Source organism: Streptomyces milbemycinicus (assembly GCF_002154605.1).
Lineage (GTDB): Bacteria > Actinomycetota > Actinomycetes > Streptomycetales > Streptomycetaceae > Streptomyces > Streptomyces milbemycinicus.
Window position 1 is genome coordinate 1 of record NZ_MUNE01000097.1, and the last position, 14,394, is coordinate 14,394.

Annotated in this window: 14 protein-coding genes and 1 pseudogene; 6 read left to right on the forward strand and 9 right to left on the reverse strand. The window is 70.0% G+C overall.

All coding sequences use genetic code 11. The features are described 5' to 3' along the window. Positions 1 to 64: 64 nt before the first annotated feature. The 3 genes from CCN51_RS08625 to CCN51_RS08635 form a co-directional block, all read right to left on the reverse strand. A complete protein-coding gene (locus tag CCN51_RS08625; RefSeq protein WP_014178905.1) occupies positions 65 to 787 on the reverse strand; it encodes a type 1 glutamine amidotransferase in 723 nt (240 codons plus the stop codon). Then, positions 784 to 981, reverse strand: coding sequence for a hypothetical protein (locus tag CCN51_RS08630; RefSeq protein ID WP_014178906.1), 198 nt, complete (start codon positions 979 to 981; stop codon positions 784 to 786). The genes CCN51_RS08625 and CCN51_RS08630 overlap by 4 nt, the downstream gene beginning before the upstream one ends. Positions 982 to 1,117: 136 nt before the next feature. Continuing rightward, a complete protein-coding gene (locus CCN51_RS08635) occupies positions 1,118 to 1,858 on the reverse strand; it encodes a Clp protease N-terminal domain-containing protein (protein WP_043487421.1) in 741 nt (246 codons plus the stop codon). Between the two features lie 290 nt (positions 1,859 to 2,148). On the opposite strand from CCN51_RS08635, the gene CCN51_RS08640 reads away from it, so the two are divergent. From CCN51_RS08640 to CCN51_RS08655, 4 genes are all read left to right on the forward strand, one after another. Further along, positions 2,149 to 3,033: an NAD(P)-dependent oxidoreductase gene (locus tag CCN51_RS08640; protein WP_043487422.1), complete on the forward strand. Its 885-nt coding sequence runs from the start codon at positions 2,149 to 2,151 to the stop codon at positions 3,031 to 3,033. A 250-nt stretch (positions 3,034 to 3,283) separates the two neighbouring features. Then, a complete protein-coding gene (locus CCN51_RS08645; RefSeq protein WP_055414271.1) occupies positions 3,284 to 4,426 on the forward strand; it encodes an ADP-ribosylglycohydrolase family protein in 1,143 nt (380 codons plus the stop codon). A 180-nt stretch (positions 4,427 to 4,606) separates the two neighbouring features. Next, on the forward strand, positions 4,607 to 5,044 hold the full coding sequence (locus tag CCN51_RS08650; RefSeq protein WP_014178910.1) for a nuclear transport factor 2 family protein: 438 nt from the start codon (positions 4,607 to 4,609) through the stop codon (positions 5,042 to 5,044). A 98-nt stretch (positions 5,045 to 5,142) separates the two neighbouring features. Further along, positions 5,143 to 5,670: an anthrone oxygenase family protein gene (locus CCN51_RS08655; RefSeq protein WP_014178911.1), complete on the forward strand. Its 528-nt coding sequence runs from the start codon at positions 5,143 to 5,145 to the stop codon at positions 5,668 to 5,670. Between the two features lie 35 nt (positions 5,671 to 5,705). On the opposite strand, the gene CCN51_RS08660 is transcribed toward CCN51_RS08655, so the two are convergent. The 3 genes from CCN51_RS08660 to CCN51_RS08670 all read right to left on the reverse strand — a co-directional run bounded on the left by CCN51_RS08660 (position 5,706) and on the right by CCN51_RS08670 (position 9,752). Then, on the reverse strand, positions 5,706 to 7,277 hold the full coding sequence (locus CCN51_RS08660) for a sodium:solute symporter family protein (RefSeq protein WP_014178912.1): 1,572 nt from the start codon (positions 7,275 to 7,277) through the stop codon (positions 5,706 to 5,708). A gap of 385 nt (positions 7,278 to 7,662) precedes the next feature. After that, positions 7,663 to 8,445 (reverse strand): SDR family oxidoreductase, encoded by a 783-nt coding sequence (locus CCN51_RS08665; protein WP_014178913.1) that lies wholly within the window; start codon positions 8,443 to 8,445, stop codon positions 7,663 to 7,665. 125 nt (positions 8,446 to 8,570) lie between these two features. Then, complete coding sequence (locus CCN51_RS08670; RefSeq protein ID WP_014178914.1) at positions 8,571 to 9,752, reverse strand: aminotransferase-like domain-containing protein; 1,182 nt, start codon at positions 9,750 to 9,752, stop codon at positions 8,571 to 8,573. Between the two features lie 139 nt (positions 9,753 to 9,891). On the opposite strand from CCN51_RS08670, the gene CCN51_RS08675 reads away from it, so the two are divergent. Continuing rightward, positions 9,892 to 10,752, forward strand: coding sequence for a hypothetical protein (locus CCN51_RS08675; RefSeq protein ID WP_014178915.1), 861 nt, complete (start codon positions 9,892 to 9,894; stop codon positions 10,750 to 10,752). A gap of 100 nt (positions 10,753 to 10,852) precedes the next feature. On the opposite strand, the gene CCN51_RS08680 is transcribed toward CCN51_RS08675, so the two are convergent. The 3 genes from CCN51_RS08680 to CCN51_RS08690 all read right to left on the reverse strand — a co-directional run bounded on the left by CCN51_RS08680 (position 10,853) and on the right by CCN51_RS08690 (position 13,246). Further along, a complete protein-coding gene (locus CCN51_RS08680) occupies positions 10,853 to 11,062 on the reverse strand; it encodes a DUF397 domain-containing protein (RefSeq protein WP_043487427.1) in 210 nt (69 codons plus the stop codon). Between the two features lie 195 nt (positions 11,063 to 11,257). After that, positions 11,258 to 12,136, reverse strand: coding sequence for a helix-turn-helix domain-containing protein (locus CCN51_RS08685; RefSeq protein WP_043487429.1), 879 nt, complete (start codon positions 12,134 to 12,136; stop codon positions 11,258 to 11,260). 360 nt (positions 12,137 to 12,496) lie between these two features. Further along, positions 12,497 to 13,246, reverse strand: a complete 750-nt coding sequence (locus tag CCN51_RS08690; protein WP_043487431.1) for a GOLPH3/VPS74 family protein — start codon at positions 13,244 to 13,246, stop codon at positions 12,497 to 12,499. A gap of 258 nt (positions 13,247 to 13,504) precedes the next feature. Between CCN51_RS08690 and CCN51_RS08695 the strand changes: the two are divergent. Next, positions 13,505 to 14,394 (forward strand): annotated as a pseudogene (locus tag CCN51_RS08695) (D-alanyl-D-alanine carboxypeptidase); the annotation flags it as partial.

Below are 14,394 nucleotides of genomic sequence, written 5' to 3' on the forward strand. Positions count from 1 at the left end.
GGTGAGTATGGGACGGCGACACGCCGACGCCACGGCGTGTCGCCGTCCCATACTCACCACAAACTCAGGCGTGGGCCCGCACGACGGCGGCGAAGTTGGCCGCGAGCCGGCGCGCGGAGTCCGTCGACGCGGGCTCGGCCGCCTGCGCCTCTGTACGGAGGGCGGCCAGGCCAAGCCCCTTCTCGGCCAGCGCCGCCTCGTCCCAGCCGTCGAGCCGGTCCGCACCGGCCTCGGGATGGAACTGGACGCCCCAGGCACACTCCCCGACCCGGAACGCCTGCACCTCACACGCGTCGCTCCGCGCCAGATGGGTCGAGCCGGACGGGAGGCGCGTGATCTGGTCGCGGTGGTTCTGGATGGCACGGAACCGCCGCGGCAGCCCCGCCAACAGCCGGTCCGCTCCGGCCTCTTCGCGCAGTTCGACGGCGCACGAGCCGCGCTCCGGCACCCCGTACGACCCTTCCACCCGGCCGCCCTCGGCCACCGCCAGCACCTGGGCCCCCAGACAGATCCCGAGCAACGGCACCCCCTCGGCCACGGCCCGGCGCGTGAGGTCGCGCTGCGCCGGCAGCCACGGCGCGTACGCGTCGTCGTCCGGCAGAAACCCGCCCCCGAGCAGCACCACGCCGTCGTACCCGGCCGGATCGGCCGGAGCCTCAGGGCCCGCCAGCTCTACTGCGGCCAGCCCCTCGTCCCGCAGCCACGGCAGCAGACGGCCCGGCCCGCTGCGCTCGGCGTTGCGGACGATCAGCACACGAGGTGCCTGGAAGCCGTTCGGTGCGCTCACTGCTCGTCCTTGGCTTCGCCTTCGTCCCCCACCAGCTCATCGGCCTCCGCGTCCAGCCGTCGCCGCTCCCACTCATTGAGGAACGGAATCAGCGCCCCGCAGTCCCGACACGCCCGCGCGCAATCGGCTTGAAACGTCGGCCGCGCTTTGAACGTCCCCGGTCGGGGAAATTTCAGCCGCAGCCGCTTCTGCATCGAATCGGATGACATGAGCTCCCCGATCGGACTCAGCCGACCGGACCCGCATATCGCGCAACGCATGGCGGGAACGATACGCCTGGCCGCCCGCCCGTTCCGACGGCTGCGTCGCCGACCCCCGGAGGCGGTGAGGTCAGTCCTGGGACTTGGCCTTCAGTATGGCCGCCAACTCCTGGGCGAGGTGGGCCTCGGCGGCCGGCTTGTCGATGCCGAGGCCGGCCAGGACGCCTGTGCCGTCCTCGTACTCCAGGAGGGCGAGCAGGATGTGCTCGGTGCCGATGTAGTTGTGGCCGAGCCGCAGGGCCTCGCGGAAGGTGAGCTCCAGGACTTTACGGGAGGCCGCATCGTACGGGACGAGCTCCGGGACCTCGTCGGCCGCGGGAGGCAGGGCCGCGGTGGCGGCCTGGCGGACGGTGTCCAGGAGGACGTCCTGAGCGATGATCGCCTTCGCGGCGAGGGCTCCGGGCTGGCTGAGGAGGCCGAGCATCAGGTGCTCGGGGCGGATCTCGGGGTTGCGGGCGGCCTGGGCCTCGTTCATCGCGGCCATCACGACGTTCTTGGCCCGGGGGGTGTAGCGGCCGAAGCTCTGGTTGGGGTCGAGGGCGGACAGTTCGCCGGGGTCCTTGGGGACGAAGCGCTTCTGGGCCGCCTGCCGGGTGACGCCCATGCTCTGCCCGATCTCGCTCCAGGAGGCGCCCGAGCGGCGCGCCTGGTCGACGAAGTGCCCGATCAGATGGTCGGCCACGTCGCCCAGGTGGTCCGCGGCGATGACCGCGTCGGAGAGCTGGTCGAGGGGCTGGGAGTGGACCTTCTTGATGGCCTCGATCAGGTCGTCGAGGCGGACGGGAGTCGTCATGCCGACTGGATTCGTCATGAGGCAACCCTAGGTTGACACCCCTGGGGTGTCAACCGAAGGTTGACACTGGTGTGGGCGTCACTCCTCGAAGTCCTGATAGCCGTACGCGGCGAGGCGATCGCGCTTCACCTCGTCCAGGGTGGCGGGCCAACGTAGCGGGGTGGCCGCACACCCGCATACCTGCGGGTAAGTACGCACTTTTTTGTGGGTACTTGAGTCCGGCCCCTTCGGATAACAGGATCGATGAGAGCCCAGCGCGCGCAGGGGATTTATCACGGACTCGAAAGCAAGAAATAGGTGGTGCTGTCATGGCAGGTGAAAACCGAGCGCCGGTGACGGTTATCGGTCTTGGCGCGATGGGTCAGGCGCTGGCCGGGGCGTTCTTGGCGGCGGGCCATCCCACGACCGTGTGGAACCGCTCAGCCCACAAGGCCGATGCCCTGGTCGCCCGCGGGGCGGTGCGGGCGCAGACGCCCGCCGAGGCGGTGAAGGCCGGCGAGCTTGTGGTCGTATGCGTCGTGGACTACGAGGTGAGCCAGGCGATCCTCGAGCCGCTGGGCGCGGAGTTGGCGGGGCGGGCGCTGGTCAACCTCACCTCGGACACCCCGGAGCGGGCCCGCGAGGCCGCCGCGTGGGCGGCGGGGCACGGTATCGACTACCTCGACGGGGCGATCATGGTGCCGACCCCGGTCATCGGTTCGCCGCAGGCCCTGCTCCTGTACAGCGGGTCGCGGACCGTGTTCGAGGCGCATGAGACGACGTTGAAGGCGCTGGGCGGAAACAACCGTTATCTCGGCGCGGACCACGGGGTCGCGCCGCTGTACGACCTGGCGCTGCTCAATGTCTTCTATTCCAGCATGGCCGCCATGGTCCATTCCCTTGCTCTGGTGGGCGCGGACGGTGTCACGGCCAAGGAATTCCTGCCGTACATCAAGGAATTCTTCGCCCTTCTTCCCGCAATGGCGGACCAGGTCGCGGATGGTATCGACAACCGTAACTATCCGGGGGATCTGGGCAATCTGACGATGGAGGCGGCGGGCGTCGACCACATCCTGGAGACGAGCGAGGCCCGGGGCCTGGACTCCGGGCCGCTCGCGGCCGTCCGTGCCCTGATGGGGCGGGCGATCGCCGATGGCCGTGGTGGCGACGGCTTCGCGAGCGTGATCGAGGACATCAGGAAGCCTGTCGCCTAGCGGCACGCCCTGCCGCCCCACCGTCCTGCCGACACGCGCTACCGCGCGGCCCGAGGAGGCCGGGCCCGGAAGTCCGGGCCCGGCCTCCTCCGCGTGCCCGAACAGTCCCCTTCCGTTGGCCCGGTGTTTCGGAATGCGGCGATCCCGAGTGCCCTGCGTGTTGACGCCTTCACAATCATCGGCGGACTGAAGGCGATCATTCGGCGTCGATTACAGTGCGAAAGCCAGTCCAATGGCCGTGCGTGCGTCGATGGGAAGGGGCAACGTCGTGACCGCAACCGCCAGTGCGGCGACCGGCGTATGGGGCCGCGCCGAGCAGCAGGACTTCCGCAGCCGGGTACGCGGCTGTCTGCTCGGCGGTGCGCTCGGGGACGCCCTGGGCGCCGCCGTCGAGTTCTCCTCGCTCGCCGACATCCGGGCGGAGCACGGTCCCGAGGGCGTCACCGACTTCCTCCCGGCGTACGGGCGGCGCGGCCGCGTCACCGACGACACCCAGATGACGCTCTTCACCGTGGACGGGCTGATCCGCGCCCAGGTACGGCGCGACACCGGCGCCTGGCATCCGCCCTCCGACATCCACGCCGCCTACCGCCGCTGGTACGCCACCCAGCGCGACTGGGGGCCCGACGAGCGGCGGCAGGACGCGGGCTGGCTGGCCCGCGAGGAGTGGCTGTACGCCCAGCGGGCGCCCGGCCGGGCCTGTCTGACCGGGCTGGCCGACGAGACCATGGGCACCCTCGACAGCCCCAAGAACCCCGACTCCAAGGGGTGCGGCGCGGTCATGCGCTCGGCGCCCTTCGGGCTGCTGGTGGGCTGGGAGCCGCAACTGGTCTTCCAACTGGCCATCGAGTGCGCGGCGCAGACCCACGGGCACCCCACCGGCTATCTGTCCGCTGGGGCGTTCGCCCTGATCGTGCACGGGCTCGCACGCGGTGACGCGCTGGACGGGGCGGTGCAGCGGGCGCTGGCCCACCTGGCCACCCGGCCCGGCCACGAGGAGACCACCGACGCGCTCCGGTACGCGCTCGGCGCCGTACGGCAGGGGCTGCCCACGCCCGAGCGGGTGGCGTCCCTGGGGGAGGGCTGGACCGGCGACGAGGCCCTGGCCATCGGGCTGTACTGCGCGCTGGTCGCCGAGGACGTGCACCACGGCCTGCTGCTCGCCGTCAACCACGGCGGGGACAGCGACTCCACGGCGGCGGTGTGCGGCAACATCCTGGGCACGCTGCACGGCGAGACCGCGCTGCCGCCCGCGTGGCTGGCGGAGCTGGAGGGGCGCGGCACGATCCTGGAGCTGGCCGACGACTTCGCGATGGAGATGACGCAGGGCCCGGCCCTGCACGGCCCGGCGGCCTCCGCCCCCGCCTGGCTGGCCCGCTACCCCCGCTCGTAGCCCGGTCCCCCGGGCTTGGTTCGGCCGCTGCCCCCGGGCGTAGCCGGCCATCACCCCCTCGTGCCCATTACCCCGCGGGTAATCGACGTTCCTCCCGGGCCACGCGAACATCGTGCACAGCGCCGGGCGTCACAGCGCCGGACAGCAGACAGCACGGCCAACAGCACCGAGGAGACCGACATGGCCCCCACCGCCGCCGACACGACCATCAGCGAGCGCACCCGCGCCACCGTCCAGCGGTTCCTGGCTCGGATGGCGGCCGGCGACCTTCAGGGCCTCGGCGAACTGTTCGCCGAGCGGGTCGACTGGCAGATCGCCGAGAACCCGGACGTCCCGTGGATCCGCCCGCGCGCCACCCGCGCCGACGCCGTCGCCCACTTCCGCGAGCTGGGCGAGAGCCTGGCCCCGGACCCGGAGGGAAACACGATCGACGTCATCGTGGTGGAAGAGGCCGAGGCGATGGTGACGGGGACCCTGGCCGGCACCGTACGGGCCACGGGCAAGCGCTACCGGTCTCCCTTCGCGGTGCGGGTGACCGTCGAGGACGGGCTGATCGTCCGCTACTGCGTATACGAGGACAGCCGGATGTTCGCCGAGGCGTGCACCCCCGACGCCTGAGCGACCTCATATCGTCCGCCGTGACCTGAGACGCCGGCTTATGTCATCGAGTCTTTCGGCCATGGCCCGTCTCGCCGCGCCGCGCTTGGCTGTACGGCATGACGTACAACCACGCCCTCCAGACCCCCGTGCTGATCGCCGCCACCGTGGCCACCGGCCTGAGCGCGGGCCTCTTCTACGGATACGCGTGCTCCGTGATGCCCGGCCTCGGGCAGGCGGACGACCGTACCTTCGTCGACGCGATGCAGCGGATCAACGTGGCGATCCGGGGCGGCTGGTTCGCCCTGATCTTCGGCGGTGCGCTGCTGCTCTCCGTACTGGCCGCCGTGGTGCATCTGCGCGGGGCGGGGCGGTCCGCGCTGCCGTTGATCGTGGCCGCGGTCGCCCTCTACCTGGTGATGCTGGTGATCACCTTCCGGGTCAATGTGCCGCTGAACGACGCGCTGGCCGACGCCGGCCATCCGGACCGGATCGCCGACCTCGATCTGGCGGCGGTGCGTGAGCGGTTCGAGGAGCGGTGGGTGCGCTGGAACGTGGTGCGCGCGATCACCTCCACCGCGGCGTTCGGCCTGCTCGCCTGGGCCCTGGTGGTGAGCGTCCGCGGGGGCACCCGCGGGGCGGGATGAGCGGTTCCCGCCCCGCAGGTGCCTGCCGCCGCGCCTCAGTCCGTCGCGCCGGCGACCGAGCTCCGGTCGGTCGCACCCTGCTTCGGCACCGACAGCGCGGCACTCGCCGAACCCGGCCCGTCGTCATCCGAGTTGAGCGAGTCGAGAATGGCGTCGCGCTCCGGGGTGTCCTCCGGCTTGATGTAGCCGATGGCGATGAAGAGCACGAGCGAGACCGCGAGCGGGACGGAGACCTGGTACTCCAGGTTCACTCCACCGTCGATCGCGTCGTTGATCGGGTAGTTGACCAAATAGAAGGCGAACAGCCCCAGCGCCCAGCTGACCAGCGCCGCCGTCGGACCCGACTTGCGGAACGCGCGCAGCAGACCGAGCATCAGCGGGATCGCGATCGGTCCCATGAGCCCGGCGACCCACTTGATCACCACGGTGATGATGTCCCCGAAGAAGTCAGAGTTGACCTGCGTGGCGATGGCCATGGACAGGGCGAGGAAGAGCAGCGTGGCATAGCGCGCCGCGAGCAGCCCGGTGCGGCTGCTCCACTCCCGTACGGACTTGAAGATCGCGGGCATGATGTCGCGGGTGACGACGGCCGCGATGGCGTTGGCGTCCGAGGAGCACATGGCCATCGTGTGCGAGAAGAAGCCGACGATGACCAGCCCCAGCAGGCCGTGCGGCAGCAGCTGCTCGGCCATCAGCGCGTAGGAGTCGGCGGGCTTGTCGGTCTTGACGATCAGCGGCGCCACCCACATGGGGAAGAAGAGCACCAGCGGCCATACGAACCACAGGATGGCTGACAGACGGGCCGAGCGCTTGGCGGAGGCGGCGCTGTCGGTGGCCATGTAGCGCTGCGCCTGGTTCCACATCCCGCCGTTGTATTCGAAGGTCTTGATGAACAGGTAGGCCAGCAGGAAGGTCAGGGTGTAGGGGCCGACCGTCGGCTCGCGGTGGCTGTCCGGCAGGTCGTCCCAGACGTTCCACAGCGTGCTGACGCCGCCGAGTTCGTGGAGCACGGCGACCAGCATGGCGATGCCCGCGATGAACTGGATGACGAACTGGCCCAGTTCGGTGAGCGCGTCGGCCCACAGCCCGCCCACCGTGCAGTACACGGCGGTGACCGCGCCCGTGATCAGGATGCCCTGGTTGAGGGAGACGCCGGTGAAGATGGTCAGCAGGGTCGAGATGGCGGCCCACTTGGCGCCCACGTCGACGATCTTCAGCAGCACCCCGGACCAGGCGAGCGCCTGCTGGGTGGGCACGTTGTAGCGGCTCTTGAGGTATTCGAGCGGTGAGGCGACGCGCAGCTTGCTGCGCACCCGGTTGAGCCGGGGCGCGAAGAGCTGGGAGCCGATCGCGATGCCGATGGCGATCGGGAATGACCAGGTGACATAGGACGTGATGCCGTATTGATAGGCGATGGCCGCATAGCCGGTGAACATGACCGCGCTGTAGCCGGACATGTGATGGGAGATACCGGAGAGCCACCACGGCATCTTGCCGCCGGCGGTGAAGAAGTCGCTGACGTCGTCCACACGTTTATGGGACCAGACTCCGATGGCGACCATCACGCCGAAGTAGCCGATGAGTACGGTCCAGTCGAGGCTGTTCATGCCCCCTCCAGGGGTCCGTCTTATGAACAGGACCGCACTTCGCCGCGACGTTCGTCATGGGCGGGTTCCCCCGAGCGGGAGCGGGGTACTTCCGGGATTGAACCGCTTGTTCGGGTGGCCGGTCAAGATGTTTCCGGTCATGAATGTGAACAGAAATCAGACCACAGAACGAATTTACGCTTTCTTGACCTACCCGATGGTTGTCGTGAACGCGTCCGCGAACCCACGATGAGCGGGCACTTCGCCAGGCGCACGCCCACGCTCGACCGCACCAACGGACGGGCCGTACGGGAGCGGGATCCCGTCAGGCCGGAGAAGGAGGGCGCAACCCCCGTGCAACCCCTCTGCGCAACCCCCCTGTGCAATCCCTGTTGCGACGCTCGCGTCACCGCATCAGTTCACCGGCATTGACCAGCAATGACTGTCCGGTGATCGCCCGCGCCCGGTCGGAGGCCAGAAACACCGCGGCCTCCGCCACATCCCCGTCCGTCGCCAGCTCGGGCAGCGCCATCCGATCGGTGAGCCGGGCCAGCACCTCGGGCTCCGGTACGCCTTCGGAATGCGCGGCGAACGTGACATACGCCTGCACCGGCGGACCCCACATCCAGCCGGGCTGCACGGTGTTCACCCGGATCCGGTGCGGGCCCAGTTCGCGCGCGAGCGAATACATCGCGGAGACGAGTGCGCCCTTGGACGCGGCGTACGCGGCCTGTTGCACCTGGGTGGGCGCGGCGACCGACGACTGCGTGCCGATCATCACCACCGAGCCGCCGCGCCGCTTGAGCGCGGGCAGGCAGGCGCGGGTCATGCGGAGAGTGCCGAACAAGTTGGTGTCCACGACCCGGCTCCAGGAGGCGAAGTCGGCGTCCTCCAGGCCGCCCATGTAGCTGTCCAGCGCCGCCACATGGATGACGGCATCGATTCCCCCGAACCGCTCGACCGCGAGTGCGGCGAGGGCTTCGCACTGCCGCTCGTCCGCGATATCGGTCGCGCGCCACGCGGTGCGCCCGCCCCCGGGGTCGGCCTCGGCGGCGGCCTTCGCCAACTGAGCCTCCGTCCGCGCCCCGAGCACGGCGTTGCCCCCGTCCCGCACACACGCCGCCGCGACCCGCAGGCCGAGACCGGGGCCGACCCCCGAGACGATGACGGTCTTGTCGCGCAGCAGCATGGGGTGCCTCCCCGGGGTGATCGCGATGACCCGACGGTGCCAGCGAACTGACGCAGCGTCAGATCGGGGGCGTCAGGCTAGGACGCGCACGCCGAGAAGGCCATACCCGCGCCGTCGGGAGTCGCCTAGCGCAGGGCCTTCGTCAGGCGGCGCAGTCCCTCCGCGATCTCGTCCGGGGTGTGCGTGACGAACGACAGCCGCATCGCCGCCGGGTCCGGGGCGCCCGCAAAGAACGGGGCACCCGGCACGTACGCCACATCGTGTTCGACCGCCACCCGCAGGCGCTCCGTCGCGTCGTAGCCCTCGGGCAGGGAGGCCCAGACGAACATGCCGCCGTCGGGGCGGTTCCAGTGGGAGCCGTCGGGCAGGGCCTCGGGGAGGCCCGCCAGAAGCGCGTCTCGGCGGTCGCGGTAGGCGTCGCGGACGTGGGCGAGGTGGGCGTCCAGGTCGGCGTCGGTCAGGTAGCGGGCGGCGGCCATCTGGGTGATCGTCGGGGTGTGGAGATCGGCGGCCTGCTTGGCGATGGCGCAGGCGCGGCGGAGGGTCGCGGGGGCGCGGAGCCAGCCGAGGCGCAGGCCCGGCGCCATGATCTTGGAGTAGCTGCCCAGCAGCACGGTGCGGTCGGCGGCCTCCGGGCGGCTCGCGATCCACGGCACCGGTTCGCCCGCGAAGCGCAGCTCGCCGTACGGGTCGTCCTCGACGATCCACAGCCCGCGCCGCTCCGCGACCTCCGCCACCGCGCGGCGGCGCTCGGCGGGGAGGGTGCGGCCGGTGGGGTTCTGGAAGGTCGGGATGGTGTAGAGGAGCTTGGGCCGCTCGCGCTCGACCAGCGCGTCGAGCGCGGCCGGATCGAGGCCGTCCTCGTCGCTCGGCACGGACACGATCCGCGCGCCCGCGAAGGAGAAGCACTGCAGGGCGGCCAGGTAGGTGGGGTCCTCGACCACGACCGTGTCGCCCGGCTCAAGCAGCGCCGTGGCCAGCAGGGTCAGCGCCTGCTGCGAGCCGCTGGTGATGAGCAGCGCGTCGGGGTCGGTCGGCAGCCCGCGCGTGGTGAGGCGGGCCGCGGTGGCGGCGCGCAGCGCGGGGTCGCCTTCGGTCGTCGAGTACTGGAGGGCCTCGCGCGGGGTCTCGGCGAGGACCCGGTCGAAGGCCGCCCGTATCGCCTCCGCGTCGAAGAGCTCGGCCGCCGGCAGCCCGCCGGCGAAGGAGATCACCTCGGGGCGCGCGGTGAGCGCGAGGATGTCGCGTACCGGGGAGCCGGCGACCGAGGCGGCGCGGGTCGCGAGGGCAGGGAGGTCGGCACGCATGGGGCTCCTTCGCTGGTACGGACGTCGGCGCGGACGTTTCCGCTGTCGTATGCAGCCTAAAGAGATCAGTGCACAGGGCAACCGCTTTGTCCGCGATACGGTCGCGACCCCTCCCCATCTGACGTGACGTCAGCTACACATGGAGGACATGAGCAGTGACTCGAGTGAGGACACGCGCGCCGAGGCGTATGCGGAACTGGCTTCCGTCGGCCCCTATGGAGTGCGCCCGGGACACGCCCTGATCACCATGGTCGAGCCGCACCCCGGTCATGAATACACCTACAACCGCTGGTACGAGGACGACCACTTCATCGCCGGGGCCATGGCCATGCCCTGGATCTTCGCGGGCCGCCGCTGGGTCGCCACCCGCGAACTGCGACAGCTGCGCTATCCGGAGAAGTCCGCGATCGCCCAACCGGTCACCGCGGGCTGCTACATCACGGTCTACTGGCTCACCGAGGGGCGCTATGCGGAGCATATGAAGTGGACCGTCGGCATCAACAAGCGGCTCAACCGGGACGGCCGCGTCTACCAGGACCGTACGCATGTCTTCACGGCGTTCCAGGATCATGAGGCGACCGTCTACCGGGACGGCGCGGCGGGCCCCCGGGACTTCCACGCCCTCGACCACCCCTATGCCGGGCTGGTCGTCGAGGTCGTGGACGCCGAAGGCCCCGAGCGCCGCGCCGAGCTTCTGGAGTGGCTGCGGACCAGACATCTGCCCAAGCGCCTGGCGGGCTCGCCCGCGGCGATGGTCACCGGCTTCCGGCCGACCCCGCTGCCGCTGGACCGGATGTCGTATGTGAAGCAGGTGGAGGGGGTGGATACGCGGCTGACGCTGCTGTGGTTCCTGCAGCGGGATCCGCGCGAGTGCTGGGAGAGGCACTTCACCGGGCTCGACGAGGACGTGGCCCGCTCGGGGCTCGGCCGCGTCGAACTGGTCGCGCCGTTCATCCCGACGGTGCCCGGCACCGACCGCTACGTCGACGAACTGCGGTGAGGACGTGTGCCACAGGCCGCGTTCGGACAGCGGCGAGCCCTCTCGGCAGGGACGGCGGCCGGACGAGAGGGCTCGGTGCCCGAAGGGCGGGTGGCAGAGGTCAGCCGAGGTCGAAGGCCCCACGGCGGATGTCGGAGACGAAGCTCGACCACGAACCCGGAGCGAAGCTGAGGGTCGGGCCGTGCGGGTCCTTGGAGTCGCGTACGGCCACCTCGTCGACGACGGGAGAGGCTACTTCCACGCAGGCGCCATTTCCCGCCGAGTACGAGGATTTCATCCACATACTCGTCTTTCCTTGCTGAATGGACACTTTTGCTCCGATACGTTTTGTTGATGAGATGCACCCCGTTTGGAGGCGAGACCGACGTTACTCGTCAACATCGTCGGGAAAGCCGGTTGTTCACTCGACCGGATGGCATATTCCATTGGCCCCTTCCGCGCCGTGGTGCGGAGGTGTAGGGTCCGGTCTTTTGGTGTCCACTCAGCGCGCGGTTCAGCTCACGGTTCAGTCGCGTCCCTCCTCGCGCCGGCGCGCATGGTCCCGCGCCACCTCCGTGATGAACTCACGGCTCTGGTCGGCGTTCAGCGCCTGGGCCCGCAGATGCTCGTACATCATGCTGTAGCTCTGCACATCGGTGTGCTTCTCCAGATACAGGTCGCTGGTCACGCCCTCGAGGTAGACGACGCTGGTGTCCGACTCGTCCGAGAACTCGAGGATGGTGAACTGCCCGCTCATCCCCGGGTGGGAGCCCATGCCGAACGGCAGCGCCTGCACCGTCACATGCGGCTCGTGGCTCATCCGCACCAGATAGTCCAGCTGATCGCTCATGACCTTCGGACTGCCGACCACCCGGCGCATCGCCGCCTCGTCCACGACCGCCCACAGCCGCAGCGGGGCGGCCGGTTCGGTGATCCGCTCCTGCCGCCTGAGGCGGACCTGGACCCGCTGGGCGATCTGTTCCTGCGGGGCCTCCGGCAGCGCGCCGCTGATCACCGCCTCGGCGTACTCCGGGGTCTGCAACAGGCCCGGGAGCACCTGCGGTTCATAGACCCGCAGCGATGCCGCGTCGGTCTCGAATCCGATGTAGACGCTGTACGGGACGTCACCGAAGGCGTTCCACCAGCCCTGCTGGCGCGACTCCTTGGCCATTTGCATAAGGGAATCGACGAGTGCTTTGTCCTCGACCTTGTAGGTGCGGCACAGGTCGCGTACATCGCGCTGGCTGATACTGCGGCGGCCGTTCTCCAGTCTGCTGATCTTCGACTGGGAGACCATCAGCTCCTCGGCCACCTCCTCCGCCGTCATCCCCTTCTCCTGGCGGAGCCTGCGGAGTTCCTGGCCCAATCGGCGTCGCCTGACCGTGGGGCCGACGTTCGATGTCACGGGACGTGCACCTCCGGCTTCGTACTGCTGATTCATGCTGTTCAGCAGCCTGCCACTACCGGTCGGCGCCGCGCTGGGAAATGGCCGCACAGGGTGCCTCTCGGGGCACACCCGACGCGTGCGGCAGGCACGGCCAACGATGCGCGGCTCGCGCCGGCTTCGGGCCGCCCGGACGGCCGCACGAGGCGCGGAGATGCGAGCGCGCGGGGCGGCGGGCCGGCCGTCCTCGGGGGACAGGCCGGCCCACCGCCCCGCGCGCGTCAGCGGCTCCCGAACCGGGTCGGTGGGGACTGTGTGGTGCGGTCGGTCGGGTGGAGCGGGTGGAGCGGGTGGAGCGGGTGGAGCGGGTGTGCGCCGGGCTCAGCGCGCTCCGACGCGGGCCATGCTCCCGCGGCGGGACGGCTGTGCCGGAACTCCGGACGCGGGCACGGAGGGCCGCGCTCCCGGCTGGCGGCCTCCTGGGGCCGGTGCGCGCCGTGGCTGCGCCGCGACACCGTTCTGCACGTCCATGACAGCGTGCGCCACGAGTCCGCCCATGGGGTCGTGCCTGATCAGATCCCGGAGCCTGGAGCGCGAGGAGCGCCCCTCGTTCCCGGGATACAGGTGCTTGCCGAGCCCGACCGCATGGGCCAGGGCGGCGAGCGCCGCGGTCCGCGGGTCCGGCGGCACGCCGGTGCGGATCGCGGTGTCCAGCCGGGCCCTGATCTCCCGGCTGATGGCCGTCTCCGTCGCCTGGTAGCGAGTCGTCGGCAGTACCCCGCACATCTGGCCCTCCACGGCACTGACCATGCCGCAGCGCTCCAGGTGCGTGAGGTACGTCTGGCGCAGCCCCAGCCGGGGCCCGCCGATCCAGTGGACCGCGCGGACCGGGCTGCCGCGACGGCGCAGCAGCTCCAGCGCGGAGTCCAGTGTTGGATCTCCGGTCGGCCGTGGCAGCACCACGGCGATACGATCCCCGTCTGGGGCTATCCGTCCGGCCAGAGCCAGCTCTACTAGCTGGGCTCCGGCAAGACCGAGGTCGAGCGACTGCGGCTGCGCCGTGGTTCCCGTGGTCGGGTCCAAGGCGAGCAGCAGAAGCTCCTCCGGAATTGTTCTGCGGCTCCTGCCCATCCATGCCTCCCCGCGTGGATGAATGACAGGGTGACCCCTCTCACATTGGTCTGTCGAGAGTGCCTGAGGGATTTGATATGGAACCGATAGCTATGTCTTTCTCGTCTATCGGGTGGGCGCCCTGTTGAAGGCGCTCCGTCAGGGTGCCGTGGCGCGGCAGCACTCGGGGCACACGGGACACTGGTAGATGGTTGGGGCGGCGGGACGTGAAGCCGAAGACGGCACGCGTCCCGCAAAAGGTATTACAAGGAGGCATCGGTGGCGGGCGAGTCCCCCGACAAGTCGGAGCAGCGGAAGTCGTCGGGGGAGACGACTCGCGGCGAGCGCGATCCACGGCTCGCGGTCTTCCATGAAGGGGAGGCCGGGGGCGGCAAATCGGCGGTCGCCGTCGCGGACGAGGAGCCGGAGGCGGCGGCAGAAGCGGAACGGGAAGCGGAATCCGCTGTTCGCGAAAGCGAATCCAGTGACTCCGCTGAATCTGACAAATCCGTCGATGGCGCCCAATCTTCGGGCGAATCGGACGAAAAGGCGGCTGAGGGGTCGGTCGAGGAGTCCGGCGAGTCGGATGAGGGGGCGTCGGGAGAGCCGGTGGACCGGCGTACGGCGGTGTTCCGCACGCTGAAGCGCGAGCCCGACGGCAAGGCGGTCGACGAGAAGGCCTCACCGGAGTCCGACTCGGATGGTCAGGGCTCGGATGGCGAGGACTCGGATGCGCCCGTCGATCGGCCCACGGCGGCTTTCGGGGTGCTGCGGCACAAGGAAGCTCCTCGGTGGGCCCAAAAGGCCGACAAGACGGATGATTCCGTCGATGCGGAAGAAAGGGCCACTGATTCCGGTAAGACGGATGAAGCGGATAAGGCGGACAAGGCGGACGAAGGTGGCGAGAAGGGTGGCGATCCCGCCGTCGGTACGGGCATCGACCGGCCGACCGCCGTCTTCAAGACCCTCAAGACCCCTGCCGAGGACAAGCCCGCCGCAGACAAGCCCGCCGACGGCAACGCGGCCGAAGCGAAGCCCGCTGACGCCAAGGTCGCCGAAAAGCCTGCTGCCAAGCCTGCGGAGAAGCCGGCCGGCAAGCCCGGCGAGAAGGACGAGAAGAAGGCCCCCGGCGCCGAGCGCCCCGAAGGGGGGCACCACCCAGCGGTAGC